At 66.3% G+C, this 25,278-nt stretch carries 23 protein-coding genes; 11 read left to right on the top strand and 12 right to left on the bottom strand.

All coding sequences use genetic code 11. From position 1 onward, the window contains the following. The first annotated feature begins 2 nt into the window (after positions 1-2). The 5 genes from IHE46_RS01635 to IHE46_RS01615 all read left to right on the top strand — a co-directional run bounded on the left by IHE46_RS01635 (position 3) and on the right by IHE46_RS01615 (position 4,696). A complete protein-coding gene (locus tag IHE46_RS01635) occupies positions 3-620 on the top strand; it encodes an alpha-ketoglutarate-dependent dioxygenase AlkB (protein ID WP_192162855.1) in 618 nt (205 codons plus the stop codon). Positions 621-692: 72 nt separating this feature from the next. Next, complete coding sequence (gcvT, locus tag IHE46_RS01630) at positions 693-1,793, top strand: glycine cleavage system aminomethyltransferase GcvT (protein ID WP_192162854.1); 1,101 nt, start codon at positions 693-695, stop codon at positions 1,791-1,793. Positions 1,794-1,864: 71 nt separating this feature from the next. Continuing rightward, positions 1,865-2,260, top strand: coding sequence for a glycine cleavage system protein GcvH (gene gcvH, locus IHE46_RS01625; protein ID WP_192162853.1), 396 nt, complete (start codon positions 1,865-1,867; stop codon positions 2,258-2,260). Between the two features lie 581 nt (positions 2,261-2,841). Next, positions 2,842-3,345: a met regulon transcriptional regulator MetJ gene (gene metJ, locus IHE46_RS17130; protein WP_192162852.1), complete on the top strand. Its 504-nt coding sequence runs from the start codon at positions 2,842-2,844 to the stop codon at positions 3,343-3,345. 316 nt (positions 3,346-3,661) lie between these two features. After that, positions 3,662-4,696, top strand: a complete 1,035-nt coding sequence (locus IHE46_RS01615; RefSeq protein WP_192162851.1) for an energy transducer TonB — start codon at positions 3,662-3,664, stop codon at positions 4,694-4,696. A 69-nt stretch (positions 4,697-4,765) separates the two neighbouring features. On the opposite strand, the gene IHE46_RS01610 is transcribed toward IHE46_RS01615, so the two are convergent. Beyond that, complete coding sequence (locus tag IHE46_RS01610) at positions 4,766-6,112, bottom strand: serine hydrolase domain-containing protein (protein ID WP_192162850.1); 1,347 nt, start codon at positions 6,110-6,112, stop codon at positions 4,766-4,768. A 283-nt stretch (positions 6,113-6,395) separates the two neighbouring features. Here IHE46_RS01610 and IHE46_RS01605 point away from each other — a divergent pair, with 283 nt between their 5' ends. Next, positions 6,396-7,607 (top strand): MFS transporter, encoded by a 1,212-nt coding sequence (locus IHE46_RS01605; protein ID WP_225562755.1) that lies wholly within the window; start codon positions 6,396-6,398, stop codon positions 7,605-7,607. Positions 7,608-7,649: 42 nt separating this feature from the next. Here the strand turns inward: IHE46_RS01605 and IHE46_RS01600 are convergent, their stop codons facing one another. Together IHE46_RS01600 and mtgA are read right to left on the bottom strand one after the other, a co-directional pair. Beyond that, the gene (locus IHE46_RS01600; protein ID WP_192162849.1) at positions 7,650-8,078 is read right to left on the bottom strand and encodes a CBS domain-containing protein; all 429 of its coding nucleotides are present in this window, start codon (positions 8,076-8,078) and stop codon (positions 7,650-7,652) included. A gap of 94 nt (positions 8,079-8,172) precedes the next feature. Then, positions 8,173-8,883 (bottom strand): monofunctional biosynthetic peptidoglycan transglycosylase, encoded by a 711-nt coding sequence (gene mtgA, locus IHE46_RS01595; protein ID WP_192162848.1) that lies wholly within the window; start codon positions 8,881-8,883, stop codon positions 8,173-8,175. A gap of 98 nt (positions 8,884-8,981) precedes the next feature. Between mtgA and IHE46_RS01590 the strand changes: the two genes are divergently transcribed. Next, positions 8,982-9,878 (top strand): Hsp33 family molecular chaperone HslO, encoded by an 897-nt coding sequence (locus tag IHE46_RS01590; RefSeq protein WP_192162847.1) that lies wholly within the window; start codon positions 8,982-8,984, stop codon positions 9,876-9,878. Between the two features lie 70 nt (positions 9,879-9,948). On the opposite strand, the gene IHE46_RS01585 is transcribed toward IHE46_RS01590, so the two are convergent. After that, entirely contained in the window at positions 9,949-12,840 is a 2,892-nt protein-coding gene (locus IHE46_RS01585; RefSeq protein WP_192162846.1) for an EAL domain-containing protein, read from the bottom strand. 230 nt (positions 12,841-13,070) lie between these two features. On the opposite strand from IHE46_RS01585, the gene IHE46_RS01580 reads away from it, so the two are divergent. Then, on the top strand, positions 13,071-13,985 hold the full coding sequence (locus IHE46_RS01580) for a hypothetical protein (RefSeq protein WP_192162845.1): 915 nt from the start codon (positions 13,071-13,073) through the stop codon (positions 13,983-13,985). 317 nt (positions 13,986-14,302) lie between these two features. Here IHE46_RS01580 and IHE46_RS01575 read toward each other — a convergent pair whose 3' ends face one another. The 5 genes from IHE46_RS01575 to IHE46_RS01555 all read right to left on the bottom strand — a co-directional run bounded on the left by IHE46_RS01575 (position 14,303) and on the right by IHE46_RS01555 (position 18,822). Continuing rightward, a complete protein-coding gene (locus IHE46_RS01575) occupies positions 14,303-15,208 on the bottom strand; it encodes a DUF4097 family beta strand repeat-containing protein (protein ID WP_192163121.1) in 906 nt (301 codons plus the stop codon). Positions 15,209-15,241: 33 nt separating this feature from the next. Beyond that, the gene (locus IHE46_RS01570; protein ID WP_192162844.1) at positions 15,242-15,685 is read right to left on the bottom strand and encodes a hypothetical protein; all 444 of its coding nucleotides are present in this window, start codon (positions 15,683-15,685) and stop codon (positions 15,242-15,244) included. Next, positions 15,682-16,230, bottom strand: coding sequence for a sigma-70 family RNA polymerase sigma factor (locus IHE46_RS01565; RefSeq protein ID WP_192163120.1), 549 nt, complete (start codon positions 16,228-16,230; stop codon positions 15,682-15,684). Before IHE46_RS01565 ends, IHE46_RS01570 begins: the two co-directional genes overlap by 4 nt. Before the next feature lie 114 nt (positions 16,231-16,344). Continuing rightward, the gene (locus IHE46_RS01560) at positions 16,345-18,117 is read right to left on the bottom strand and encodes a phosphoenolpyruvate carboxykinase (GTP) (protein ID WP_192162843.1); all 1,773 of its coding nucleotides are present in this window, start codon (positions 18,115-18,117) and stop codon (positions 16,345-16,347) included. Positions 18,118-18,243: 126 nt separating this feature from the next. Then, positions 18,244-18,822, bottom strand: coding sequence for a TetR/AcrR family transcriptional regulator (locus IHE46_RS01555; protein ID WP_192163119.1), 579 nt, complete (start codon positions 18,820-18,822; stop codon positions 18,244-18,246). A 105-nt stretch (positions 18,823-18,927) separates the two neighbouring features. On the opposite strand from IHE46_RS01555, the gene IHE46_RS01550 reads away from it, so the two are divergent. The 3 genes from IHE46_RS01550 to IHE46_RS01540 all read left to right on the top strand — a co-directional run bounded on the left by IHE46_RS01550 (position 18,928) and on the right by IHE46_RS01540 (position 22,844). Then, positions 18,928-19,809 carry an alpha/beta hydrolase gene (locus IHE46_RS01550; protein WP_192163118.1) on the top strand — a complete coding sequence of 294 codons (882 nt, stop codon included), beginning with the start codon at positions 18,928-18,930 and terminating at the stop codon, positions 19,807-19,809. Positions 19,810-19,828: 19 nt separating this feature from the next. After that, positions 19,829-22,303 carry an acyl-CoA dehydrogenase gene (locus IHE46_RS01545; RefSeq protein ID WP_192162842.1) on the top strand — a complete coding sequence of 825 codons (2,475 nt, stop codon included), beginning with the start codon at positions 19,829-19,831 and terminating at the stop codon, positions 22,301-22,303. Between the two features lie 70 nt (positions 22,304-22,373). Next, a complete protein-coding gene (locus IHE46_RS01540) occupies positions 22,374-22,844 on the top strand; it encodes a hotdog fold domain-containing protein (RefSeq protein ID WP_192162841.1) in 471 nt (156 codons plus the stop codon). 4 nt (positions 22,845-22,848) lie between these two features. Here the strand turns inward: IHE46_RS01540 and IHE46_RS01535 are convergent, their stop codons facing one another. From IHE46_RS01535 to IHE46_RS01525, 3 genes are read right to left on the bottom strand one after another with little or no spacing between them, the layout of a single operon-like run. Further along, on the bottom strand, positions 22,849-23,856 hold the full coding sequence (locus IHE46_RS01535; RefSeq protein WP_192162840.1) for a diguanylate cyclase: 1,008 nt from the start codon (positions 23,854-23,856) through the stop codon (positions 22,849-22,851). After that, the gene (locus IHE46_RS01530; protein ID WP_192162839.1) at positions 23,853-24,422 is read right to left on the bottom strand and encodes a chemotaxis protein CheB; all 570 of its coding nucleotides are present in this window, start codon (positions 24,420-24,422) and stop codon (positions 23,853-23,855) included. The genes IHE46_RS01535 and IHE46_RS01530 overlap by 4 nt, the downstream gene beginning before the upstream one ends. Further along, the gene (locus IHE46_RS01525) at positions 24,419-25,276 is read right to left on the bottom strand and encodes a CheR family methyltransferase (RefSeq protein WP_192162838.1); all 858 of its coding nucleotides are present in this window, start codon (positions 25,274-25,276) and stop codon (positions 24,419-24,421) included. The genes IHE46_RS01530 and IHE46_RS01525 overlap by 4 nt, the downstream gene beginning before the upstream one ends. Positions 25,277-25,278 lie beyond the last annotated feature (2 nt).

Genomic DNA, 25,278 nt, shown 5'->3' with positions numbered 1-25,278 from the left:
CCATGAGCGGTTGGCAGCCCATCGCCCTGCCGGGTGCCGAGGTGGATCTGTGGCCGCAGTGGCTGGACACGGCGGAGGCGGATGCGCTGCTCGACGAGCTGCGGCGTGCCATCGCGTGGGAGGTTCATCGCATCAGCCTGTTCGGCCGCGAGGTCGCGTCGCCGCGCCTGAGTTGCTGGATCGGCGATCCGGACGCCGCCTATACCTATTCGCGCCGCCGCTTCGAACCCCGGCCGTGGCCGGTGGCGCTGGCCGCTTTGCGGCCGCGCATCGAGCGAGCCTGCGGGACGCGCTTCAACAGCGTGCTGGCCAACCTGTACCGCGATGGCAGCGACGCGATGGGCTGGCACAGCGACGACGAGCCGGAATTGGGTGCGCGCCCGGTCATCGCTTCGCTGAGCTTGGGGGCGGAGCGGCGCTTCCGCTTTCGCCGCCGCCGAGCGCGCGGCGAAGGCGTGCAGCCTGGCGACACCACCGAACTGATGCTGCCGCACGGCAGCCTGTTGCGCATGGCCGGCGATACTCAGCGGTTGTGCCGACATGACTTGCCGCGCATGCGCAATCTGGCGGAAGCCCGCATCAACCTCACTTTCCGCCATATCGATACGGCCGCGCACTGAGCCCATGGCTTGGAATGCCTCGTGCGGGCAGGGGATAATGGCCGTCTCTTTCCCCCGCAGGGCGCCATCGCGATGACCGAGAAGACCGTACTCAACGCCACCCATCGCGCGCTGGGCGCCCGCATGGTCGATTTCGGCGGCTGGGACATGCCGATCAACTACGGCTCGCAGATCGAAGAGCACCACGCCGTGCGCCGCGACGCCGGCATGTTCGACGTCTCGCACATGACGGTGGTCGACCTGCACGGTGCGCGCAGCAAGGATTTCCTGCGCCACCTCGTGGCCAACAGCGTGGAAAAGCTCAAGGCGCACGGCAAGGCGCTGTACACCTGCATGCTGAACGAGCAGGGCGGCGTGATCGACGACCTGATCGTCTACTTCCTCGGCGACGAGCATTACCGCCTGGTGGTGAATGCCGCCACCCGTGCCAAGGACCTGGCATGGATCGAGAAGCAGGCCGCGGCCTTCGGCGTGGAAGTGAAGGAGCGCCCCGAGTTCGCGATGATCGCGGTGCAGGGCCCGAACGCCCGCGCCAAGGTGCTCGGCCTGTTGCACGAGGTGGATCGCCCGCGCATCGAAAAGCTCGGCAAATTCGCCGCCGCCGCCGCGCAGGGCCCACATGGCATGCCGCTGTTCGTGGCGCGTACCGGCTATACCGGCGAGGACGGCTTCGAAATCATCGTGCCGGCCAACCACGCCGTGGCGCTGTGGGAAGCGTTGGCCGCGGCAGGCGTCGTGCCGGCCGGCCTCGGTGCCCGCGACACGCTGCGTCTCGAAGCCGGCATGAACCTCTACGGCCAGGACATGGACGAAACCGTTTCGCCGTGGGAGGCCAACCTTGGCTGGACCATCGCGCTGGACGAAGGCCGCGACTTCATCGGCCGCGCCGCGCTGGAAAAGCAGAAGGCCGACGGCGTGAAGCGCGTGATGGTGGGCCTGGTGCTGGACGAAAAGGGCGTGCTGCGCCACGGCCAGAAAGTGCTCACCGCCAACGGCGAGGGCGAGATCCTCTCCGGCAGCTTTGCGCCCACGCTGGAGAAGGCCGTCGCCTTCGCCCGCATTCCCGCCGGCGAACCCGGTGCGGTACGCGTCGACATCCGCGGCCGCGAATTGCCGGTTCGCCTGGTGAAATATCCCTTCGTGCGCGACGGCAAGCCCTGCGAAGGCATCTGACCGCGCATTCCCTTGCGGCTAGAATGGCCGCCCGACTCCGACCCTTTCCAGCCCCGATATAGGACCCGACCATGAGCGAGATCCCCGGCGACCTGAAGTTCAACAAATCCCACGAGTGGGCGCGCATCGAAGACGGCGGCCTGGTGCGCGTGGGCATCTCCGACCACGCCCAGGGCCAGCTCGGCGACCTGGTTTACGTCGAGCTGCCGGAAATCGGCTCGAGCGTGAAGGCCGGCGGCGCCGCCGCGGTGGTCGAGTCGGTGAAAGCTGCCTCGGACATCTATTCGCCGGTGTCCGGCGAGGTGGTCGAAGTCAACGAGACGCTCAACGACAAGCCCGAGACGATCAACGAGGATGCCTGGGGCGAAGGCTGGATCTATGTCGTGCGCATAAGCGATCGCGCCGAACTGGACCAGTTGCTCGATGCCGGCGCCTACGAGGAGCTGGTCGAGAACGAAGACCACTGAGTTTCCGTTCCGCGTGTTGGACGACGGCCGCCTAGTGCGGTCGTCGTCGTTTGGGGCATCCGTCGCGTCGCTTCGCCATTTCAAATAGACGTCTATTTGCACAGGTCGATCGGTCGAATTGGACGATCGATTCGGGGTTGCCCGGGTCTCGCTCGGGGTGGCGTCGAGGCGTCGACGACGCTCGTTCGGCGTCCGTTCGGGTCCGAAAACCTCCCCGCGGCAGTCATCCGGCGAAGTGGCCGGTCGCGTCCCGTTCATCTCCATGACGAGCCCTGGTCGGGCGCTTCGCGCGCATTGCGTCGCGTTGCATTGAATTCGGTGCGTTTTCGTTGCGACATGGCGTCGATAAACGAAAAACCCCTTGTTTCATGTGATTTCCAGTGGTTGAACATGAATATATGCAAATAAACGTTTGGATGTATAGACGTCCAAATATAAAAGTCGGAGAAAACCGTTTGATGGCTCCTTCCGCGTGCGCGTCCGTCGCCTCTCGGCAAAAGGGTTTGATTCGCCAAACAAAATCGATTGACAGGTGAATTCTTACGGAATAGCTTTCGCCCAAGTTCACGGGGAACGGCAACATGGCGACAACGAAATTCATAACGCCTTATGTGGAGCACGGTGAGAAAGCGAATGCGGTACGCAAGATCACTGTTTCGATTCCGCTCCATGTGTTGCGAACGCTGTCCGACCTGCGCACTGAGCGTCAGGTGAAAAATTTGAGGCACGCCACCAACAGCGATTTGTTGGTCGAGGCGTTCCTCCATGCTTTTACTGGGCAACCACTGCCAACCGATGAGGAGCTAAGACGAACCATGGCCACTGCCAAGAAATCCGCTGCAAAGAAGCCGGCTGCCAAGAAGGCCGCCAAGAAGTCCACCGCTAAGAAGCCGGTCGCCAAGAAGGCTGCCGTGAAGAAGGTCGCCAAGAAGCCGGCGGCGAAGAAGGCTGCCGCCAAGAAGCCGGCGGCTGCGAAGAAGTCCACTGCTAAGAAGGTTGCCAAGAAGCCGGCAGCCAAGAAAGCTGCTGCGAAGAAGCCTGCCGCCGCCAAGGTGGTGAAGGCCGTCAAGACCGCGAAGAAGTAAGCGTCACACAACTAAGCATCACCGACTTGCCTCCCCGCGGTGCCCAGCGCGGGGAGATCGATTCGAAATTTCGTCCCGGCATTGCCGGGACGTTTCGTTTCCGGGCCCCGGAAATGCCCTGGCTGCCCCTGGCACGGTGCTGCCCGCGGCGCCGCGAAGCACGTCACGGCTTGCGACGGGAACCTGCGCGATTTGCACGCTCCGTCGCATGCGGTTACCTTTCCCACATCCGCGCCGCAGCGTAGTCGGTGACTTGCTGCTCCTGGATGCACAGGGGGAAAAAGCGCGGGTATCTGTCGACACTCGGTGAGAGACCATGGATACCCGATACTCATACATCGCGCACCGTCGTGTGCGCGGGGCCGCCAGGCCCGTTGTCATTGCCATTGTTGCCATCGTCGTTGCGCTTGCCGCCGCGGCGTGGTTCCTGATCGTTCGCCCGTACCGGGAGCAGATGCAGCTGGATGCCGGCGGCGTGCCGACGGTGCCCGCAGCGGGCAACACGCAGGCTGCCACTTCTGCCGCGCCCGCCAATTTGCAGGCGCTGGACGTCAACCAGCTGCTGGACGAGGCGAGCAAGGCGCTGAAGCAGCAGCGCTATCTTGCGCCGGCGGGAAACAACGCGTTCGAGTTCTACCTGCGCGTGCTCGCCAAGCAGCCGGGCAACCCGGTGGCGACCAGCGCCCTGCGCGAGACGTTCCCGTATGCGGCCTCCGATGCCGAGCAGGCGGTCAATTCGCGCAGCTTCGACGAGGCCCAGCGCGAGATCGACTTGCTGGCCAAGGCCGATCCCGCGAACTTCACGCTGACCATCCTGCGTTCCAAGCTCGATGCGCAGCGCAAGCTGGCCGACCAGCAGCAGGAGCAGGCGCAGAACCAGCAGAAGGCGGCGCAGCTTGCCGCCGAGAAGGCTGCCGCCGACAAGGCCGAGGCCGCCAAGCAGGCCGAACAGCAGCAGGCGCAGCAGGCGCAGGTTGCCGAGCAGGCCAAGGCCAAGCAGCAGAAGGTTGCCGAGCAGCCGCAGTCGACGCAACCGCAGTCGACGCAGGCTGCGACGCCAGCCGCCGCCACCGGCCAGACCACGGGCGCCGTGCTGGTCAAGCGGGCCCAGGCGAACTACCCGACGGCGGCGCTGCGCGCAAACCAGAGCGGTTGGGTGCTGGTGGGCTTCACGGTTACGGCGGATGGGCGAACCTCCGACGTGCACGTGGTGGATGCGCAGCCGCGCCACGTGTTCGACCGCGCGGCCACGGAGGCGGTGAGCCGCTACCGCTTCACGCCGGCGATGCGCGATGGCAATCCGGTGGAAAGCACCAGCCAGCAGCGGATCGAGTTCAGCACCGGGCATTGATCCAGCCGGCTGACATCCTTGCGGCATGAAAACGGCGCCCGTAACGCGGGCGCCGTTTTCGTTCCGGTGTCAGCGATGCTTGGCCTTGCGCGGCTTCTTCTTTCGCGGCGGCGCGGCCTTGGCCGGTGCATCGCTTTCGACGCCGGCCCAGTCGACGTGCTGCAGCCCGAGCAGGTCATCGAACACCATGGGCATCAAGCCGCTGGGCATGGCCCCGCTGGAATTCCATAGCGTCACCACGCCGGCGTGGTATTTCGGGAAGAAGCCGATCATGGTGCGGTAGCCGGCCACGGCACCGGCGTGGAAGATCAGCGTCTCGCCGTTGTAGGTGTAGACGCGCCAGCCCAGTGCGTATTGCGCATCGCTTAGCCTGGCATGCCGCCACGGCGTGGCGCGCACTTCGGTGGGCGTGGCCACGCCCGGCGCGTGCAGCACGTCCAGGAGCACGGTGGGCAGGACATCCTGGCGGCCGCCCATCTGTGCGATCAGCCACAGCTCCATGTCGCGGATGCTGGCGTTGACGCCGGCTGCCGGCGCCACGCGGTAATAGGTTTCCTTGGGCTCGAACGGGACCCAGGTATGGCCCTTGCCGGCGTGGTGCGGGCGCGCCCAGTTCTTGCTGGACTCCAGCGCGGAAAGTCCGTAGCTGGCGGTCTGCATCTGCAGCGGCTTGAAGAGGTTTCGTTCGACGAGCTTGTCGAAGAAGTCGCCGGTGCGCGCGAACAGCACGTCGCCGATCAGGCTGAAGGCCACGTTCTGATACCCGTAGCACTGACCCGGCGCGCAGGTGTTGTCCACTTCGGCCAGCTTTCGCACCAGCTCGTCGTAGGGCACATCGTCTTCGAGCAGGTTGTCGTAGGTGTTGTGCGGCAGGCCCACGCGCTGGCCGAGGATATCGGCCACGGTAGCTTGCTCGGTGTCCTGCACGTCCTTGAGCTTGAAGTAGGGAAGCACGTCCACCAGGCGGGTATTCCAGCGCAGCTTGCCGCGATCCACCATGAGCCCCGTCACCGCGGTGGCGAAGGCCTTGGAGAGCGACGCGAGGCGAAACACGGTGGTGGGCGATACCGGCGTCCTGGCGGCGGCATCGGCATAGCCCAGGGTATGTTCGTACACCACCTTGTCGTCGACCACCACGGCCGTGGCCAGGCCGGCGGCACCGTGGCGCGCATCGAGCTGATCCAGCCAGCGCTGGTAATCCACGAGTGTGGCCTGTACGCGCGCCTGCGGGAGTTCTTCCGTACTGATGAGACCACTAGCTGGTGGCAGGGTCTTCGCAGGGACAGCCTGGGCTTGGGCGGGAGCTGGAGCTGGAGCTGGAGCTGGAGCGTGAGGCTGTGCCTGTATCTGCGCGGCAGCGAGGTTGGTGCAAGCCAGGCTGATGGCGCAGGCAACGGTCAGGTATCGAATCCGCATCTTCTTCGCAAGGCTGATCGACGCGGGGCGTCGCCACGGAGTGCGCGGACAGGATGCCTTGGCCGCACGGAAGCGTCGATTCTCCGGTACTTCGTCCCCAGGAACAATGCGGCCGCCTTGCGGTTCAGCCACGCACGCGACGCGCTGTCGGCGGGGGTGCGTGCTAGCCTTGCAGCCCTTCCGGGCGTTGCCCGCGCTGGATGTCCCCGTGAGTCCGATCCGTGCCGCCGCGATCCGTGAGGGTGCCGAGCCCGCGCTGTCCGCACTGGCGTTCTTCTTCGTGATGACGTCGTACTACATCATCCGGCCGGTGCGCGACCAGTTGATCGGTGCGGTGGGATCGGCGTCGCTGCCGCTGTTCTACGGCGTGGTGTTCGTCATGATGCTGCTGCTTACGCCGGCATTCGGCTGGCTGGTGGCGCGCTTCCAGCGACGGCGCCTGCTGGGCTGGAGCTACAGCTTCTTCGTCGCCTGCCTGCTGGCCTTCGTGCCGGCCTTCGCGGCGCAGGACCGCATCGGTGCGCGCCTGCTGGGCGTGATGTTTTTCGCCTGGGGCAGCGTATTCAACCTGTTCGTGGTGTCGCTGTTCTGGAGTTTCATGGCCGACATCTTCACGAGCGGGCGCGCGCGGCGGGTGTTTTCGCTGATCGCATTGGGCGGCATGGCCGGGGCGATCTTCGGCCCTCTCGTGACGAAGCTTCTGGTGAGGCTGGTGGGCGTAGCACCGCTGCTGGTGGTGTCGGCACTGGCATTGGGCTGCGCAATGGCGTTGCTGTTGAGCCTGTCTGCGCGGAACGAACAGGCAAGGCCCGGGGTGGGTGGCGGCGATGCGGTCGGCGGCTCGATGTGGGCAGGCGTGCGCGAGCTGTGGACGCGCCCCTTCCTGCGGTACATGGCGCTGCTGATGCTGTTCGGCGACGGCATCGGCACGCTGGCCTATGCCCTGGTGGCCGATTATGCGAAGGCGAACTTCGTCGGCAACGTGGCGCGCACCGAGTTCTACAACAATCTCGACCTGGCCACCAATACGCTGGGCGCGTTGCTGCAGCTCACGTTGACCCGGTGGTTGCTGATCCGCCGTGGCGCAGGGTGGGCGCTGGTTCTTCCTGCGCTGGTCAACGTATCGCTGCTGGTGATGGTGGCGATGAGCGACCACGGCGCCGTGGTGATATCCGGTTACGGCGTGTCGCTGCTGGCGGTGATGATGGCGACCACGCGCGGTTTCGCCTACGGCATGACCAAACCGGCGTCGGATGCGCTGTATACGCGGGTGCCGCGCGAAACTCGCTACAAGGGCAAGAACTTCGTGGAGACGGCGGTGTGGCGCTTCGGCGATCTCGCCGTGACCAGCGCCGTGAGCGGCCTGCGCCTGCTCGGCGTGGGCGTGAGCGGCCTTGCCTTGGCGGGCGCCGGCGTGGCCGCGCTGGCTACCTGGGTGTCCGCCCGTGCCGGATGGTCGCCCGATCTCGCGCCGGAGGAAAAGCGCATCGCCTGAGGCGGCTTCGGCGCTTTTCCGTTTCCCGGTTGCCGGCTCGGCTCACCCCGTGATGTAGCGCTCCAGATGCTCGATCTGCTCGGCCTGCGCGTCGATTACCGCCTTCACCAGATCGCCGATCGAGATGACTCCCACCACCTTGCCTTCTTCGACCACCGGCAGATGGCGGACGCGGCTGTCGGTGCACAGGCGCATGCAGTCGAGCACGTCGGTCTGCGGTCCCACGGTGAGCGGGTCGGGGCGCATGATCTCGCTCACCGTCGCTTGCGACGAGGAACGGCCCTGCAGGATCACCTTGCGCGCGTAGTCGCGTTCGGACACGACGCCCAGCAGTTGCGCGCCGCGCATCACCAGCAAGGCGCCGATGCGGTGTTCGGCCATCAGCTTGATCGCGTTCAGCACGGGGGCGTCCGGCGCGATGGTGTAGAGGCTGCCGCCCTTGCTTTCCAACAGATGCCTGACCTGCTGCATATCCAGTTCCCCGATTGAACCCGGAATGAGGGCGCAGCCAGTCTAGCGCTGCAGTGCGCGGCGGGTGTTGCGGTGTCGTGAAGCGGCGACGGGGTCAGCGTTTCCCGATGTAGGACGGGCCGCCGAGCTGGCGCATCTGCCGTTCGATCCAGGCCGCCCGACGCTGCACGTAGGCGCTGGGATGGTCGGCACGCAGGCGCCTCGGATTGGGCAGTACTGCAGCCAGCTGCGCCGCCTGCGTGGGGCCGAGTTGCGCGGGCGGCTCGTGGAAATAGGCGTCGCTGGCCGCGCCCACGCCGTAGATGCCATCGCCCAGCTCGGCGATGTTCATGTACACCTCGAGAATGCGTTGCTTCGGCCAGGTCAGTTCGATCAGCACGGTGAAGTACGCCTCCAGCCCCTTGCGCACGAAGCTGCGGCCGTTCCACAGGAACAGGTTCTTTGCGGTCTGCTGGCTGATCGTGCTGGCGCCGCGCAGGCGTGCGCCATCGTCGGCCGCATCGATGGCCTGGTGGATGGAGTCGAAGTCGAAACCGTGGTGGTAGGGGAATTTCTGGTCCTCGCCGGCCACCATCGCCAGCGGTACCCACGGCGACACCTGCGACCACGGCACCCAGCGCTGGTGCAGGTGGAAGTCGTGCTCGCCGTGCACCCATGCGCCGACGTGGCGCTCCAGCATGACCGCCGAGGTGACGGGAGGCACGAAACGCAGCACCAGCACCATCAGCCAGGTGAGACCCAGCCAGGCCAGCACGGCGAACATGATCCAGCGCAGCAGGCGGCGAAAGGGTGGGCGACGGAACATGGCGGGCGGATGGCGGATACTGGCGGCAGTATAGGCCGTACCTATTGCGCGGCGGTCGTTCGTCCCCATCTCCCGGGTTTGCTTTGCGAGGTGTTCGCGTGGAAACCGTACTTGTCGAAGATGTGCTGCACCGCTTCCTGCTCGAGCGTGCCGGCGTGCGTGGCGCGCTGGTCCGGCTGGGGCCGGCTTGGCGTGAAGTGGCCGGCCGCGACGACTATCCCGCCGACCTGCGCAACCTGCTCGGGCAGGCGCTGGCCGCCAGCGCGCTGCTGACTGCCAACATCAAGCTCGACGGCGAGCTGTCGGTGCAGCTGAAGAGTGCGGGTGCGCTACGCCTGCTGTTCGCCGAATGCACCGATCAGGGCCGCCTGCGCGGCCTGGCACGCTGGGAATCGCCGTTTCCCGAGTCGTTGTCGCTGGATGCGCTGCCGCAGGCGGTGATGGCGATCACCATCGGCAACGTGGAGCGCGGCCAGCGTTACCAGGGCCTGGTGGAATTGCGCGCGCCGCATCTGGCCGGCGTGCTGGAAAACTACTTCGCGCAATCCGAGCAATTGCCGGCGCGTCTGCTGCTGGCCGCCGACGGCGAACATGCGGTGGGCCTGATGCTGCAGAAGCTGCCGGACGAAGGTGGCCACGCTGCGGTGCAGGACGAGGATGCATGGACGCGCGTGATGCATCTCACCGCCACGCTGGGTGCGGCCGAGTTGCTGGCCACCCCGCCGGAGCAGCTGCTGTATCGCCTCTACCACGAAGAGTCCGTGCGCCTGTTCGAGCCGCGGCCGCTGGCCTTCGGCTGCAGCTGCACACGCGACCGCGTGGCGGCGATGCTGCGCTCGCTGGGTCGCGAGGAATTGGAGACCACGTTGGCGGAACAGAGCGAGCGCATCGAGGTGAACTGCGAGTTCTGTGCGCAGCGCTACGAGTTCGACCGCATCGACGTGGAGCACCTGCTGCGCGACGCGGGGGCAGGCGGCGTCTCCGGCACCGCGTAAAAGTGTCTGGCTTGCGCGCGCTGCTTTCGCCTCGGTCGGAGCGTGCGCGGCTCGCGCACAAGCCGCGTTCCTAGGGCAGCCGGTTTTCCGGGCGCAGCCAGAATTCGGCGGTCTGCGCTTGTCCGAACAGAAAGCCCTGGCCGTAGCGGCATCCCATGTCGAGCAGGGCTTCCCGCTGGGAGGTCTGTTCGATGCCTTCGGCGATCACCTGCATGCCCAGCGAGTCGGCCAGCGCCTGGATCGCGCGGACCACGGCGGTACCTTGGTCGCCGCGGTCGCTGCCGAGCTCGGTGACGAAGGAGCGGTCGATCTTCAGCGTGTCGAACGGATACTGGTGCAGGTAGCTCAGCGAAGAGTAGCCGGTGCCGAAATCGTCCAGCGCGATACCCACGCCCTCGAGCCGCAGGTTCTGCAGGATCTGCTTCACCTGGGTGGGGTTGTCCAGCAGGGTGCGCTCGATCACTTCGATGCGGATGTTGGACGGCGGCACGCGATGTTTTTCGAGCAGCGTCAACAGGCGTGTATCGAAATCCGCATAGCGGAAATGCAGGCCGGAGACGTTGATGCTGATGGTGCCCTTGTCGCCGATCAGGTGCGTGGCCTGGGCGCAGGCTTGTTCGAAGATCATCCAGTCGATCGTTTCGGCGCAGCCGGCCTCTTCGGCGATCAGCAGGAAATCCTGCGGATGCAGCAGACCTCGTTCGGGGTGGTTCCAGCGCAGCAGCGCCTCGTAGCCGGAGACCCGGCCATCGGCCAACGAGACGATGGGCTGGTAGAACGGCACGAACTCGCGGCGCGCCAGCGCGTGGCGCAGGTCGCCTTCCATGCGCAGCAGGGACAGCGCTTCGCGGCGCAGGCCGTCGTCGAACAGCGAGGCGCGGTGACGGCCGCCGTCCTTGGCGTGGTACATCGCCGAGTCGGCATCGCGGAGAAGTTCCTCGGGCTGGCGGTAGTGCGAGTCGGCCATCGCGATGCCGATCGATGCGGAGGTGAATATCTCGCGCGTTCCCAGGCGGAATGGCGTCTGCAGCTCCCTCAGCACGCGCTCGGCCGTGAGCCGTACGGCGGCGACGTCGGGTACGTGCTCCAGCAGCACGGCGAACTCGTCGCCGCCCAGTCGCGCCACCACGTCTCGGGTCTTCAGGCAGGCGCGTATGCGGCCGCCGACCTGGAACAGCAGGTCGTCGCCGACCAGGTGGCCGACCGAGTCGTTGATCACCTTGAAACGATCCAGATCGACGAACAGCACGGCAAACTGGTCTTTCGGATTCGCGCGATAGCGCTGCAGCGACTGTTCCAGCCGCTGCAGCAGCAAGGTGCGGTTGGGTAGGCCGGTGAGCGAGTCGTGCAGGGTTTCGTACTTCAGCCGGCGTTCGATGCGTTCGCGCTCGGCGATCTGTTCGCGCAGGTCGCGGTTGGCCAGGCCCAATGCGCGGGTACGTTCCACCACGCGCCGTTCCATGCCGGCATAGGCTTGCTTGAGCGCGGCCTCGGCGTGTTTGCGTTGCAGCGCGTTGGCGACGTGGTAGCTGACGAAGGTCAGCAATTCCTGGTCGCGTTCGGTGTAGGTGTGTTCGGGACTATAGCTCTGCACCGCCAGCACGCCGCGCACCCGATCGCCCCAGTTCAGCGGCACGCCCAGCCAGCACACCGAGCGCGAGCCGAAACGGGTGATCTCGCCGCATTCGAGCAGGCGGTCGATCGTCGCCGCGTCGGCGAGCAGCGGGCGTCCGGTGCGTTGCACGTATTCGGTGGCACCGCCGCCATGGCTGCGTGGAGGGCGTTCGCTTTCCACCTCGTCCACCGAATAGGGGAAGCTGATGAACTGGCTTTCCTCGTCGCTCAACGCGATGTAGAAGTTGCGCGCGTAGAGCAGGCCGCCGATCACGCGATGGAGGGCGGGATAGAAATCCTCGAGGCTTTCGGTGGTGCTGGCCAGTTCGGCAATGCGGAACAGCGCCGCCTGCAAGCGTTCGCCGCGCTGGCGCTGCAGCACCTGCTGGCGCAGCACGCGGTTGGCCTCGCGCAGCGCGGTGGTGCGGTCGGCAACGCGGCGCTCCAGTTCGACGTGGGCGCTGCGCCGCTCGATCGCCGTCTGTACATGCTGCGCCACGTAGCTCAGCAGATCGAGATCGTGCCGCGTGTAGCGGATGTTGCTGCGATAGCTCTGCACGACGATGCAACCGACGGCTCGTCCGGCGCGGAACAGCGGCACGCCGATGCAGTGCTCGCAGCGCGGGCCATGCAGCTGGAATTGCCCGGGCATCTCCCGCGCCAGGTCTTCGATGGCGCCAAACAGCGGGCGGGCGTGACGCAACAGATTCCAGGTGAGCCCGTGCAGCAACTCGTGCAGGGGAACGCTCTGTTCGGGCGTGGGTGGAGCGACGTCGAGCGTGTCGACGTAGTACGGGAAGCGCACGCTGTCGCTGGCGGCGTCGTACAGCGCAATGTAGAAATTTTCCGCATACATCAGGCTGCCGATGATGGTGTGCAGCGAACGCATCAGGGCGGGCATTTCACGTTCGTTGCTGGCCTGCTCGGCAATGGCGTAGAGCGCGCGCTGCAACCGTTCGGCCAGAGCCAGTCGCGAGACCGCTTCGTATAGCCGGCTGGATTGACCCAGCTGGCGCAGGCGGGTGTCGGCGAGTCGCCCCAGCCAGGCCAGGTTGTCGTGCTGGTCTGCGGCTACCGGTTCTTCGCGGCTCAACGTGAGGGCTTGATGGTGTTGCGCGTCTTCCGCCAGATCGAAGTGCCAGCCTGAAGGTTCGGCGGCCTGGGCGTCCACGGGTCGCCAATGCAGGCGGCCGGTGATCCCGAGTTCCTTCAGGATGCACTCACAGGCTTCCAGCACACTCGAGCCGTCGTGCGCCCTGAGCAACTGCTCGATCGCCGCCGGCACATCCGCCGGCGCGCCGGTCGAAGCAGGCGCGGACGGCAGGTGCGAGGGAGTGGCTGCATTCATGGAAGGAAAAGGTGGCCCGATGGCCCGCAGGCGGCGAGGCCCCCGTTATATCGTGCGTATCGACGTGCCGCCAGCAGGAACCAGGCAAGGAGGAATGGCTCTACTGTAAACAGGGGCGACACGGCATTCATTTACTGTACCGGGGCTTGTTTCAGTGTTAGTTAAATGTAAAATGCGCTATACTTTTGCCACCAATTCCGTGTGATCTCAAGGGATCAAGCCTGATTCTTATGCGCCGCCTGCTCGCTCCATTGCTGTTGTGCCTGTTGCCGTTCGCGGCGGCAGGCCAAGCTGTGGGCGATGCCGATGGCCAAGTGGCTGCGCAACTGCTGAAGCAGCCGCCCGCGCAGATGGCCCAGGTGAAACCGGGCTTGGTGGTGCCGCTGTGGCGGGGTACGGACGGTCGCCTGCTCGCACTCAAGGCGGACAACAACAACGGCGCTCAGGCCTTGCGCAGTTCGCCGCTATCCTTCCACGCGGTGGATGCAGCCAGTGTGATGAGCACCGGTCTGCAGTACAACCTGTCGCCGAATTGGCAGACGAATGCCGGCGTCAACCAGCAATCCTGGGTCAACAGCCCGCTGCAGGTGGTTGGCAGCGAAGTGGGTGCCACTTATTTGAACGGCCCCTACAGCCTTGGCGTGAGCGTGGGTACCAACACTACGCCCAACAACAGCCCCAGCTTGCCGCGAGTGCTGCCTGGCGTGACCCCCAGCGTGGATGGCCTTTCCGGTTTCGACAGCAGCTCGCAATTCAACGCCCGCGGACGTTTGGCGCTCGGTACCAACAGCGGCGTCGATCTGGGCGCCAGTGTCGGCCGCATCCACCTGTTGCCTGGCAACCTGCTGGGTATAAGCACCCTGGACCAGAAGGCGATCAGCTTCGGCGTCGACCATGGCCCGGTCAGCGGCACCCTGGTCGGCCGCACCATGCAGCCTCTGGCCGGTTTGCCGGGCAACGGCTATGCCCCGGATCGTCGCTGGAACAGCGTCGACCTCGGCGTGACCTGGCACTTGCCGTGGCAAGGGTCGTTGAGCGTGGGTGCGCAGAACCTGTGGTCGTCCGGCACGCAGACGAACACGCCGGCAGGTCCCGAGCCGGATCAGTCCCGTACGCCATACGTGCAATACCACCAAGATCTCTGATCTTTTGAGATGTTGAACAAAAGCGCCGCCGCTTTTGTTTGTGCGAAAGGATTCCGTGCTCGCGAGCATGTACGGTCGACCGCCAGCCCGCATCCAATGCATCTGCTTTCGGTAAGCCTGGAAATGCTGCGTTACGACGAGCTCAGCGTGAAGTACGACTGGTAAGCCGCATGCTTCAATCTCATGCCGCTGCGACAAGCGACATGAGGGAAGATGAAACGAACAAGGCCGCCGGTTACCCGGCGGCCTTGTTCGTGAGGCGGGAAAATTTCGAAACGACAGGTCTACCGTGAGGGATCAGGCCCGACCCGACAGCATCAATTCGATACGCGGATGCGCAGGTCGCCGCTGAAGGTCTCGACGTTGACGGTCCCGCCGCCATTGCCAAGCGTCGCATCCAGCTTGCTGCCGGGACCGTGTTCGGATTTCTGCACGCTGCCGGCATCGCTGCGCAGGTCGCCGCTGAAGCTGCTGCCATGCACGGTGGCATTGGTTCCTGTGGGCAGCTGCAGTTGCACGTTGCCGCTCATGCTGTCGATGCCGATCTTGCCGCCTGGCGCAATGCCGCCGGCGATCTGCACGTCGCCTGACACCGTGCTCAGCGTGAGCTGGCGCCATGGGCCGCCGCTGGCCTGGATGCGGCCGGAGACGGTCTGCATCTTTGCCTGATCGCCCAGCACGGGCGCGAGGATGTCGCCGCTCACCGTCTGCAGGTTGGCCTGCGTGGCATGGCCGGCCAGTTCGATGTTGCCGCTCACGCTCTGGACATCGAGCGAAGGGCTGTTGGCGTTGATGCGGGCGCGGCCGCTTACCGCGTTGACGGAGATCGTGCCGCCGTTCAGGCCGTCCACCGTCAGCGGCGCGCTGACTACGCGCACATCCAGCGTGGCGCCGCGTGGCACGTGCAGGTCCAGCAGGGTCGGTCCCATGTGGTTGTCGCTGCCCCAGTCGAACCAGCCGCTGCCCTTGTTTTGTGGCTGCACGTCGATGGAGAGCTTGTCGTCGCTGCCGGTGATCGCCAGGGGTTTGGCGCCGTCGCCGAGCTGGCCGCCGACCTGCACGGTCGGACGATCCCAAGCGGTGACGCGCACCTCGCCGGAAATGTTGCTGATGCTGATGCGCGCCGTGGGCGTGGCGGCGTGCTGCAGGTTGATCGGTGTGTCGGCCAGGGTCTGGCCGACACATAGGCACAGCAGCAGGGGAGCGTAGCGGATGGTCTTCATGGTCATATCTTTCATGGTCATGTACGGCTGCGGTCAGCCGGCCTCCTGGGCAAGATGGCGCAATTGCGTCTGTTGTTGCTCGGTGCGCGCCAGCAGGCGTTGCAGCGAGGGGGAATTCGGGGATTGCTGCATGGCCTGCTGCAGTTCGACGCGGGCGGCATCCAGCTCGATCGCCGCGCCGCTGAGGCGCGGGTCGGTCGGTTTCCATGGCGTGCTGGCCAGCGCCGGCGCGTTGTTCGGCGCGACATGGGCGTCGCGGCTCAGGTGCCAGCCGATGCTGCCTGCCAGAAGGAATGCGCCGGCCAGCGCGGCAGCCAGCAGCCAGGGCCGCGGCGATACATGGCGCTTGGGCGGTGCCGCTGCCGTGTCGCCGGCGCGGTCGTCCAGCGCGGCATCGATCGCGTCCCACAGGTCGCGGCGCGGTGCGACCGGCTCGCGCAGCTTGCGCATCTGCTGGCGCCATTCGAATTCGTTCATGCGTTTTCTCCCAAAGCACGGCGCAGCAGTTGCCGCGCGCGGTGCAATTGCGCTTTGGACGTGCCGACGGCCATGTCCATTTCCTCGCCGATTTCCTCGTGCCGCCAACCTTCGACGTCGTGCAGCACAAGCACGGCGCGTGCTCGCGGCGGCAGTTTGCCGATGGCGCGCTCCAGTTCTTCGCGTTCGGCGGCGCAGAACGGCGTTTCGCCCTGGTCGGGCAGATGCTCCTCGTCCACGAAGCCGACCGGATCGGCGCGGCGGGCGCGGATTTCCATCAACGCCACGTTGACGGCGAGGCGGTACAGCCAGGTGCCGAACGCGCTCTCGTGCCGGAAGCCCGGCAGTTTCTGCCAGGCGCGCACGAAGGCTTCCTGCGTGAGGTCTTCGGCACGGGCGTGGTCGTAGCCTGCCAGTCGATAGACCGCGCCGTGGATGCGTTCGGCGTGCCGGCGGTACAGCCGCTGGAACGCACGGCGGTCACCGTCGGCAGCGGCGCGCGCATCATCAGTGTCGTTGTCGGCGGCAGCGGAGGCTGGCGGCATCGAGCGGTCGGTGGCTGGGCAGGCGGCGATCATCTTGCCAGCTTGGATGCCGGTCGTGCCGAAAGGGTTTGCATCGCCGCGGACGCGAAGTCCGCGGCGATGCCGGGCAGGTGCTCAGGCCGTGGCGACCTTGCGTTCGGTGGTGTCCAGGGCACGGGCCACGCGTTGCTGTTCCGCGTGCAGCTTTGCCGGCATGCGCGGGGAGAAGCTGTCCAGGTATTCGCCGATGGCGGCGAGTTCGGCCTGCCAGCCGGCATGGTCCACTTCGAGCAATCCCGTCAGCGTGGCCTTGTCGAGGCTCAGCCCCTCCAGCTTCAGTTCGCCGGTGGCCGGCAGGGTACCGATGGGGGTTTCCTCGCCACGCGCCTTGCCTTCCACGCGCGCGATCATCCACTCCAGCACCCGCAGGTTTTCGCCGAAGCCCGGCCACAGGAACTTGCCATCCTTGCCCTTGCGGAACCAATTGACGTGGAAGACCTTCGGCAGCTGCGCGCCCGGCTTGTCGAAGCTCAGCCAGTGCGCGAAGTAATCGCCGTAGTGGTAGCCGCAGAATGGCTTCATCGCCATCGAGTCACGGCGCAGCACGCCCACCGCACCGGTGGCGGCAGCCGTGGTTTCCGAGCCCATGGCCGCGCCCATCAGCACGCCGTGCGTCCAGTCGCGCGCTTCCATGACCAGCGGCAGCAGCGAAGGACGGCGGCCGCCGAACACGATGGCGCTGATCGGCACGCCTTGCGCGTCCTCGGCCTTGGGCGACCACGTGGGGCACTGCTTGGCGCTGACGGTGAAGCGCGAGTTGGGGTGCGCGGCAGGACCGTTGGCGGCGTCGTAAGGCCGTCCCTGCCAGTCGGTGACCGGCGTGCCGGGCAGGCCTTCCCACCACGGCTGGTTGTCGGCGGTGACGGCGACGTTGGTGAAGATGGTGTCGCGTGCGATGGTCGAGAGCGCGTTCGGGTTGCTGTTGTCGCTGGTACCCGGCGCCACGCCGAAGAAGCCGGCTTCGGGGTTGATGGCGTACAGACGTCCATCTGCGCCGGGACGCATCCAGCAGATGTCGTCGCCCACCGTCCACACCTTCCAGCCGTCCTTGCGGTAGCCCTCGGGCGGAATCAGCATGGCGAGGTTGGTCTTGCCGCAGGCGGAAGGGAAGGCGGCGGCGATGTAGTGCGTTTCGCCCTGCGGGTTCTCGATGCCGACGATCAGCATGTGCTCGGCCAGCCAGCCTTCGGTGCGTGCCTGGTGGCTGGCGATGCGCAGCGCGTGGCACTTCTTGCCCAGCAGCGCATTGCCGCCGTAGCCCGAGCCGTAGGATTGGATGCTCAGCTCGTCGGGGAAATGCACGATGAAGCGGCGCTCGGGGTCGAGTTCGCCGGTGGAATGCAGGCCCTTCACGAAGCGGCCCTCGCGCTCGATGCGTTCCTGCGCCGCCTTGCCCATGCGGGTCATGATCTTCATGTTGGCGACCACGTACGGGCTGTCGGTGATCTCCACGCCGCAGCGCGACAGCGGCGAATCGATGGGACCCATGCAATACGGGATCACGTACATGGTGCGGCCCTGCATGCAGCCGTCGAACAGCGCGTCCATCTTCGCGTGCGCCGCGGTCACATCCATCGTGTGGTTGTTCGGGCCGGCATCCTGTTCGTCTCGATGGCAGACCAGGGTGAGATGCTCCACGCGCGCCACGTCGGACGGGTGGGAGCGGTGCAGATAGCAGCCCGGATGGGTCTGCTGGTTGAGCTCGACCAGGGTGCCGTCGGCCAGCATCTGGCGCACCAGGGCCTGGTATTCGGCTTCGGAGCCGTCGCACCAATGGATCTTGGCGGGTCGTGTGAGTGTCGCAACGTCGCTGACCCAGCGTTCGAGCGCTTCCAACGTGCTTGCCATCGTGTCCTCACTGGTCTTTAGAAAAAAGGGTGAAAGAACCGTAGTTTGCGGACACTGGCATTGCAAGGACGAATGCAACAAAAACGGCGCCAGTTGGCGCCGTTATGCGAAAACCGGTGTTGCCGGTCAGGCTGGAATCAGCGTGGCGATCATGTGTTCCACGTAGGCGTCGAACTCCTCGTGGTTGATGCGCGGGAGGCCCAGCGTGAAATTCAGTTGCAGGAAGCCGACGTAGGCGGCGTAGGTGAGCCGCGCGCGGTTCAGCGCTTCGCGCGGCGGCAGGCCGGCTTCGCGGTAGGCGGTGTGCAGGAATTCAGTGCGCCGCTGCGACACGCGCGCCATCACCGGCACCACCAGCGGGTGATCCAGGGCCTTCAGCAGGGCGGCATACACGCGATGCGGCTGTATTTCATGCGCCACGCGGCGGAACAGTTCGGGCAGGCGCTGGCGCGGATCGGCGATCTGCTCGATCTGGCCCAGTACCTCGTTCTCGCCGTACTGCTCCCATCGCTCCAGCGTGGCCTGCAGCAAGGCTTCGCGGGTACGGAAATGCCAGTAGAAGCTGCCCTTGGTGACACCCAACTGGCGGGCCAGGGCTTCCACGGCCAATGCGCCTACGCCCTGGTCGGCGATCAGCTGCATGGCGGCGACTTCCCAGTCTTCCGCGGTGAGGCGGGTGCGTTCAGGTTTCTGGCTTGAATCCATGACCGTATGGTAGCCGCTGCGCCGGGCTTTGTAATCCATGGAGGCAGGTTGACGAGGCCAGATGGCGCATCCATACTCACCCGTATGGATGCGCCCGTGCCGCTGATGATCCGCTCCAAGAGCGAGCCTGTCGCTACCCGCGACGGCCTGCGCCTGGCCGTGGAAACCTATCGTGGCGACGGTGCGCCGACCCTGCTGTTCGCCCACGGCTTCGGCCAGACGCGTGGAGCGTGGAACGGCGCGGCCGCCGCGTTGGCGGCACAGGGCTATCGCTGCATCAGCTTCGACTCGCGCGGCCACGGCGAGAGTGGGCGTGCATCGGATGGCGACTACCACATGCAGCAGTTCGTGGATGATCTGCTGACCCTCGCCCGCGCGCAGCCCGAACCGCCGGTGCTGGTGGGGGCCTCGATGGGTGGCCTGCTGGGCCTGGTGGTGGCGGGCGAGACACGGCCTTCGCCGTTCTGTGCGCTAGTGCTGGTGGACATCACGCCACGCTGGGAAACCAAAGGCGTGGAACGCATCCTCGCCTTCATGCAGGCGCATCCGGACGGCTTTGCCGACTACGCCGAGGCGGCCGAGCAGATCGCCGCCTACCTGCCGCACCGTCCCGGCCGCAAGAGCGAGGAGCAACTGCGTCCGCTGATGCGCGCCGGCAGCGACGGCCGCCTGCGCTGGCACTGGGATCCGGCCTTGCTGGCTGGCGACCTGATTGCCGAGAGCGAGCGTTACCAGCCCCGCCTGTTCGCCGCCGCTGCGCAGGTGGACGTGCCGGTGCTGCTGCTTTCCGGCGAACGCAGCGACGTGGTGTCGCACTCCACCGTCGAGGAATTCCTGCAGCTGGTGCCGCACGCACGCCACGTCGAGGTGGCCGGCGCCACGCACATGCTGGCGGGCGACGCCAACGACGCATTCACCCGCGAGATCGCACATTTCATCCAATCACTGGACGACGCGCCTGCCCGACCGGGCGGGCGTGCCGCTTAACTGCAACGAGGAAGTCGAGATGGCCGTGATAATCACCTTGCTGGCGGCACTCATCGCCGCCGGCGCCTGTGCCTACCACCGCAGCAGCCTGCGCACGTTCGCCATCGCCGCACCGGTGACCACACTGGTCGTCGGCTTCATCACCGGCGCGTACTGGACGACCTTCCTGCTGCTGGTCGTCGAGCTGGGTATCGCGGTGCCGCTGCTGATGGACGGCTTCCGTCGCAAGCAGATCACCGCGCCGTTGCTGAAGATGTTCGCCAAGGTGACGCCGAAGCTTTCGGAGACCGAGCAGACCGCGCTGGAAGCGGGCACCGTCGGCTTCGAGGGCGAGCTGTTCTCGGGCAAGCCGGAATGGCACGAACTGCTGAAGCAGCCCAAGCCCGAACTGAGCGTGGAAGAGCAGGCTTTCCTCGACGGTCCCGTGGAAGAACTCTGCGGGATGATCGACGACTGGCAGATCACCCACGAACTGGCCGACCTGCCGCCCGAAATCTGGGACTTCATCAAGAAGAACCGTTTCTTCGGCATGATCATCCCCAGGCAGTACGGCGGCCTGCAGTTCTCCGCGCTGGCGCATTCGGCGGTGCTGCAGAAGCTCTCCACCATGTCCGCCACGGTGGCGTCCACGGTGGCGGTGCCGAACTCGCTGGGCCCGGCCGAGCTGCTGCTGCACTACGGCTCGGACGAGCAGAAGAACTACTATCTGCCGCGCCTCGCGGTGGGCGAGGAAATCCCCTGCTTCGCGCTCACCGGCCCCTACGCTGGTTCCGACGCCACCTCGATTCCCGACGTGGGCATCGTGTGCAAGCAGGTCGTCGACGGCGTCGAGACGCTGGGCATCCGTCTCACCTTCGACAAGCGCTACATCACGCTGGCGCCGATCGCCACGGTGGTGGGCCTGGCCTTCCGCATGTACGACCCGGAGCATCTGCTGGGCGACAAGGAAGACCTCGGCATCACCCTGGCGCTGCTGCCGCGCTCTACGCCGGGGCTGCAGATCGGCCGCCGCCACTTTCCGCTCAACATCCCGTTCCAGAACGGCCCGATCCACGGCAAGGACGTGTTCGCGCCGCTCGATACGCTGATCGGCGGCCCGCACATGGCCGGCCATGGCTGGCGCATGCTGGTGGAATGCCTGTCGGTGGGTCGCGCGATCTCGCTGCCGTCCAACGCCACCGGCGCGATGCGCGGCTCGGCCGCGGCCACCGGTGCGTATGCGCGCATGCGCAAGCAGTTCGGCCTCGCCATCGCCCGCTTCGAAGGCGTGGAAGAAGCACTGGGCCGCATCGGCGGCCTCACCTACGCCACCACGGCGCTGTCGCGTGCCACCGCGGCGGCGGTGGATCGCGGCGAGAAGCCCGCGGTGCCCTCGGCCATCGCCAAGTACCACGCCACCGAGTGGGCGCGCGTGGTGGCCGGCGACACCATGGACGTACACGGCGGCAAGGCCGTGCAGCTGGGTCCGAAGAACTACGCCGGACGCGGCTGGTCCAGCGTGCCGATCGCGATCACGGTGGAAGGCGCCAACATCATGACGCGCAGCCTGATGATCTTCGGTCAGGGCGCGATCCGCTGCCATCCCTACGTGCTGAAGGAGATGCAGGCGCTGTCCATCGCCGATTACGGCGACCGCCTGCGCAGCTTCGACAAGGCGCTGTTCGGCCACATCGGCTTCGGCATTTCCAATGCCGTGCGCAGTTTCGCGATGGGCCTTTCCGGCGGCCGCATGGGCGATGCCGCGGGCGATGCCTACACGCGCCGTTACTACCGCAAGCTCAACCGTTACTCCGCGGCGCTGGCGCTGTGCGCCGATACCTTCATGGGCGTGCTGGGCGGCAAGCTGAAGTTCAAGGAAAAGCTCTCCGCGCGTCTGGGCGACGTGCTGAGCTACCTCTACATCGCCAGCAGCATGCTGAAGCGCTACGAGGACACCGGCCGGCCGGAAGCGGATCGCCCATTCCTCGCCTGGGGTTTCCACGAGTGCATGTGGCTGATCCAGAACGCGCTGGACGGCGCGATCCGCAACTTCCCGGTGCGCCCGGTGGCCTGGCTGCTGCGCGCGCTGGTGTTTCCGTTCGGCCGCCGCGAAGTGCCGCCGTCGGATCGCCTGGGCCGTCGCGTCGCCGCGCTGCTCACGGCGCCGAACGAGGCGCGCGCCCGCCTCACCGAGTGGGTCTACCTCACGCCCACGGCGAACAACACGGTGGGCCGCATGAATGCGCTGCTGCCCGACGTGATCGCCGCCGAGCCGGTGGAGCGCAAGTTCCTCAAGGGCCTGAAGGCCGGGCAGTTCAAGGCGCACGACTACGACGGTCAGCTGGGCGAGGCCTTGGCCGCCAACGTCATCAGCCAGGCCGAACATGATCTCCTGAAGCGGGTGCACACGGCGGTATTCGAGTTCATCTCGGTGGACGACTTCGATCCGTCTGAGCTGGGCGCGGCGGTGACTCGCGCGGACGAGCGTCGCAAGCAACTGGCCGACGCGGCATAAACCGCTCCTCGGAGCAACCAAGAACGAACGGAGCGCATGTCGCTCCGTTCGTTCATCAGGAGCCAAGGGCATGAGCGATGCGCTGAAACTTTGGAGCAGCCTTTCCAGGGTGCCCGCTGGCCGTTGGCTCTACGGCCGGCTGCTCTGCCTCAAGGCACCGTACTTCGGCACCATCGCGCCGCATTTCACGGTGCTGGAGCCGGGGCGCTGCGAGATCGCCATCCGCGATCGCCGCCGGGTGCACAACCACATCGGCACTGTGCATGCGATCGCGCTGTGTAATCTTGCCGAGCTGTGCGCCGGCATGATGACCGAGGTCACGATCCCCGCCGCCATGCGCTGGATCCCGAAGGGCATGACGGTCGAATACCTCGCCAGGGCAAAGGGTCGTATGCATGCGACAGCCACGCCGGAGCATCCCGTTGCCAAGTCCACCAGCGGCTATGCGTGGCCGGTAGCGGTACAGGTGCATGACGATGCGGGAGCCGAGGTGTTCCGCGCACGCATCGATATGTGGCTGTCACCCCGGCGTCGGGATTGAGCGCTCAGGCAGCGCTCGCCATGTCGAGCAGGCAGCGGTTCTTGCCTGCCCGCTTGGCTTCGTAGAGCGCCCGGTCGGCGGCCTGGATCAGTGCTTCGTCCGATGGCGTTTCGGGACGCCACACCGCGATGCCGATGCTGGCGCTGACTCGGGCCACTACTTCTCCAGACGGGCCGGGTAAGGGGTAGGGCAGTGCGAGCATGTCGCACAATTCCTGGCAGCGCTGGAGCAGCAAGGGCAGCTCGGTGGCGTCTTCGAGGATCAGCGCGAATTCGTCGCCGCCCAGCCGCGCCAGCGTATCGCCGGCGCGCACGTGCCCCCGCAGGCGGCCGCCGATCGCCTTGAGCAGCGTATCGCCGACGGGGTGGCCGTGGGTGTCGTTGACCGCCTTGAACCCGTCGATGTCGAGCATGGCCAGCGCAAAACCGTGCCCAAGCGCCGTGGCCTGCGCGATGGCATCGCGCAGGCGGTCGTGGAAAAGCGCGCGGTTCGGCAGGCCGGTGAGCATGTCGTGGGTCGCCTGGTGGCGCACCTGGATCTCGATGCGCTGGCGTTCGGCGATCTCTTCCTGCAACTGGAGGTTGCGTTCGGACAGCTCCCCCATCGCCTGCTGCAACTGCATGCGCGCGTTGTAGAGGTCGAGGAACACGCGCACTTTCGAAAGCAGGATGGTGTCGTTGATCGGCTTGGCGATGTAGTCCACTGCGCCGGAGCGGTAACCCTTCAACCGGTTGAGGTCGTCGGCGTAGGCGGCGGTGACGAAGATGATCGGCGTATCGCGCAGCTGCTCGACTTCGCCGAGCAGGGTGGCTACTTCGAAGCCGTCCATGTCGGGCATGTTCACGTCGAGCAGGATCAGCGCAAACGCATGCTCCAGGCACAGTGCCAGCGCCTCGTTGCCGCTCGTTGCCTCGACCAGTTCGGCGCCGCAGTCGCCGAGCAGGTGACGCATCGCCACCAGGTTGGCGTGGGTGTCGTCGACGATCAGGAGCTTGGGGCGCGTATCGTTCATGGCAGGCACAGCCGGTTGAGCAGGGGAGCGATCGCATCCAGCGGTACGCAGTGGTCGGCACCGGCACGGTCTAGGGTCGCCTGCGGCATCGTGTGCGCCGACGCAGTGTCCGGCGCTTGCACAATGGCGCAGCCGCCCAATCGACGCAACTCCCGCATGCCCTCGGCGCCGTCCGCATTCGCACCGCTGAGCACCACGCCGATCAGGGCGCCGCGCCATGCGGCAGCGGCGGAAGCGAAGAGGACATCGATCGAGGGGCGCGAAAGATTGACGCGTGGATCGACCGACAGCGTGAAATGCAGATCGCGCTCCACCAGCAGGTGGTAGCCGGCGGGAGCGACCTGCACCACGCCGCCGCGCACCGGTTCGCGTTCGGCGGCTTCGATCACCGGCAGCCGCGAGGCGCGCCCCAGCAGGTCGCACAGCAGTTCCACCGTCTCCGAGCCGGTGTGGCAGCAGACGAGTACCGTTTGCGGCAGGTGCGGATCGAGGCCGCCCAGCACCGTCTTCAGCGCCTCGGGGCCGCCGGCCGAACAGCCCAGCACGATCGCGGCCGGATGTTTCACGAACGCTTCATCGCAGCTGCGCTGCGGCGCCGGTAGACGCGAAGATCGGCGTTTACGGGTACGAAGTCGGCGGCGGCCTCGGCGGAATCCGGCCGCTCGCGCAGCCCCAGGCAGAGAAAGCCGCCGCGCACCAGCGAGTCGCGGAACAGCGTGAGGCAATGTTGCTGCAGCGGGTTGGTGAAATAGATCAGCACGTTGCGGCACAGCACCAGCTGCGCCTCGCAGAACACCTGGTCGACTGCCAGATTGTGCTGGGCGAACGTGACGTTGCGACGCAGCTGCCGGTCCAGCTTGAGCAGGCCGTAGCGCGCGCTGTAGTAGTCGGCCAGCGAATGACTGCCACCTGCCGCCAGGTAGTTGCGCGACCACTGTTGCGCGGACCGCAGCGGGTAGATGCCTTCGCGTGCGCGCTCCAGTGCGCGGGCGCTGAGATCGGTGGCGAAGATCTGGCTGCGTTCGTACAGGCCTGCTTCCTCCAGCAGAATGGCCAGCGAATAGACTTCCTCGCCGTGGGCGCAGCCCGCCTGCCAGATGGTGATGTGCGGGTACGAGGCGAGCAGCGGCAGTACCTGTTCGCGCAGCGTGCGAAACACGGGGGGGTCGCGGAACATGTCCGAAGCCGGTACCGACAATCCTTCCAGCAGTTGCGGCAGCAGCTCCGGTTCGTGCAGCAGGCGCCGGGTGAGCACGCTGATCACGCCGTCGCCGTGGCGCTCGGCCAGGAGGCGCACGCGGCGCAGCAGCGAGGCCGGCGCATACTGGCCGAAGTCGTAACCGTGGCGTCGCCGCATCGCCTCGACGAATAGGTCCAGTTCGATGCCTTCCAGCTCGATGTCGTCCGGCGCACGATCCATGG

The organism is Rhodanobacter sp. DHG33, from assembly GCF_014843005.1.
Classification (GTDB): Bacteria; Pseudomonadota; Gammaproteobacteria; order Xanthomonadales; family Rhodanobacteraceae; genus Rhodanobacter_A.
Note: the sequence above shows the minus strand (reverse complement) of the source record. Positions and strands in the feature narration are given on the sequence as shown.

Coding starts and splice junctions, on each gene's coding strand:
- IHE46_RS01635 (WP_192162855.1), top strand. CDS start 3: ATGAGCGGTTGGCAGCCCATCGCCCTGCCGGGTGCCGAGGTGGATCTG.
- gcvT (WP_192162854.1), top strand. CDS start 693: ATGACCGAGAAGACCGTACTCAACGCCACCCATCGCGCGCTGGGCGCC.
- gcvH (WP_192162853.1), top strand. CDS start 1,865: ATGAGCGAGATCCCCGGCGACCTGAAGTTCAACAAATCCCACGAGTGG.
- metJ (WP_192162852.1), top strand. CDS start 2,842: ATGGCGACAACGAAATTCATAACGCCTTATGTGGAGCACGGTGAGAAA.
- IHE46_RS01615 (WP_192162851.1), top strand. CDS start 3,662: ATGGATACCCGATACTCATACATCGCGCACCGTCGTGTGCGCGGGGCC.
- IHE46_RS01610 (WP_192162850.1), bottom strand. CDS start 6,112: ATGCGGATTCGATACCTGACCGTTGCCTGCGCCATCAGCCTGGCTTGC.
- IHE46_RS01605 (WP_225562755.1), top strand. CDS start 6,396: ATGACGTCGTACTACATCATCCGGCCGGTGCGCGACCAGTTGATCGGT.
- IHE46_RS01600 (WP_192162849.1), bottom strand. CDS start 8,078: ATGCAGCAGGTCAGGCATCTGTTGGAAAGCAAGGGCGGCAGCCTCTAC.
- mtgA (WP_192162848.1), bottom strand. CDS start 8,883: ATGTTCCGTCGCCCACCCTTTCGCCGCCTGCTGCGCTGGATCATGTTC.
- IHE46_RS01585 (WP_192162846.1), bottom strand. CDS start 12,840: ATGAATGCAGCCACTCCCTCGCACCTGCCGTCCGCGCCTGCTTCGACC.
- IHE46_RS01580 (WP_192162845.1), top strand. CDS start 13,071: ATGCGCCGCCTGCTCGCTCCATTGCTGTTGTGCCTGTTGCCGTTCGCG.
- IHE46_RS01575 (WP_192163121.1), bottom strand. CDS start 15,208: ATGAAGACCATCCGCTACGCTCCCCTGCTGCTGTGCCTATGTGTCGGC.
- IHE46_RS01570 (WP_192162844.1), bottom strand. CDS start 15,685: ATGAACGAATTCGAATGGCGCCAGCAGATGCGCAAGCTGCGCGAGCCG.
- IHE46_RS01565 (WP_192163120.1), bottom strand. CDS start 16,230: ATGCCGCCAGCCTCCGCTGCCGCCGACAACGACACTGATGATGCGCGC.
- IHE46_RS01560 (WP_192162843.1), bottom strand. CDS start 18,117: ATGGCAAGCACGTTGGAAGCGCTCGAACGCTGGGTCAGCGACGTTGCG.
- IHE46_RS01555 (WP_192163119.1), bottom strand. CDS start 18,822: ATGGATTCAAGCCAGAAACCTGAACGCACCCGCCTCACCGCGGAAGAC.
- IHE46_RS01550 (WP_192163118.1), top strand. CDS start 18,928: ATGATCCGCTCCAAGAGCGAGCCTGTCGCTACCCGCGACGGCCTGCGC.
- IHE46_RS01545 (WP_192162842.1), top strand. CDS start 19,829: ATGGCCGTGATAATCACCTTGCTGGCGGCACTCATCGCCGCCGGCGCC.
- IHE46_RS01540 (WP_192162841.1), top strand. CDS start 22,374: ATGAGCGATGCGCTGAAACTTTGGAGCAGCCTTTCCAGGGTGCCCGCT.
- IHE46_RS01535 (WP_192162840.1), bottom strand. CDS start 23,856: ATGAACGATACGCGCCCCAAGCTCCTGATCGTCGACGACACCCACGCC.
- IHE46_RS01525 (WP_192162838.1), bottom strand. CDS start 25,276: ATGGATCGTGCGCCGGACGACATCGAGCTGGAAGGCATCGAACTGGAC.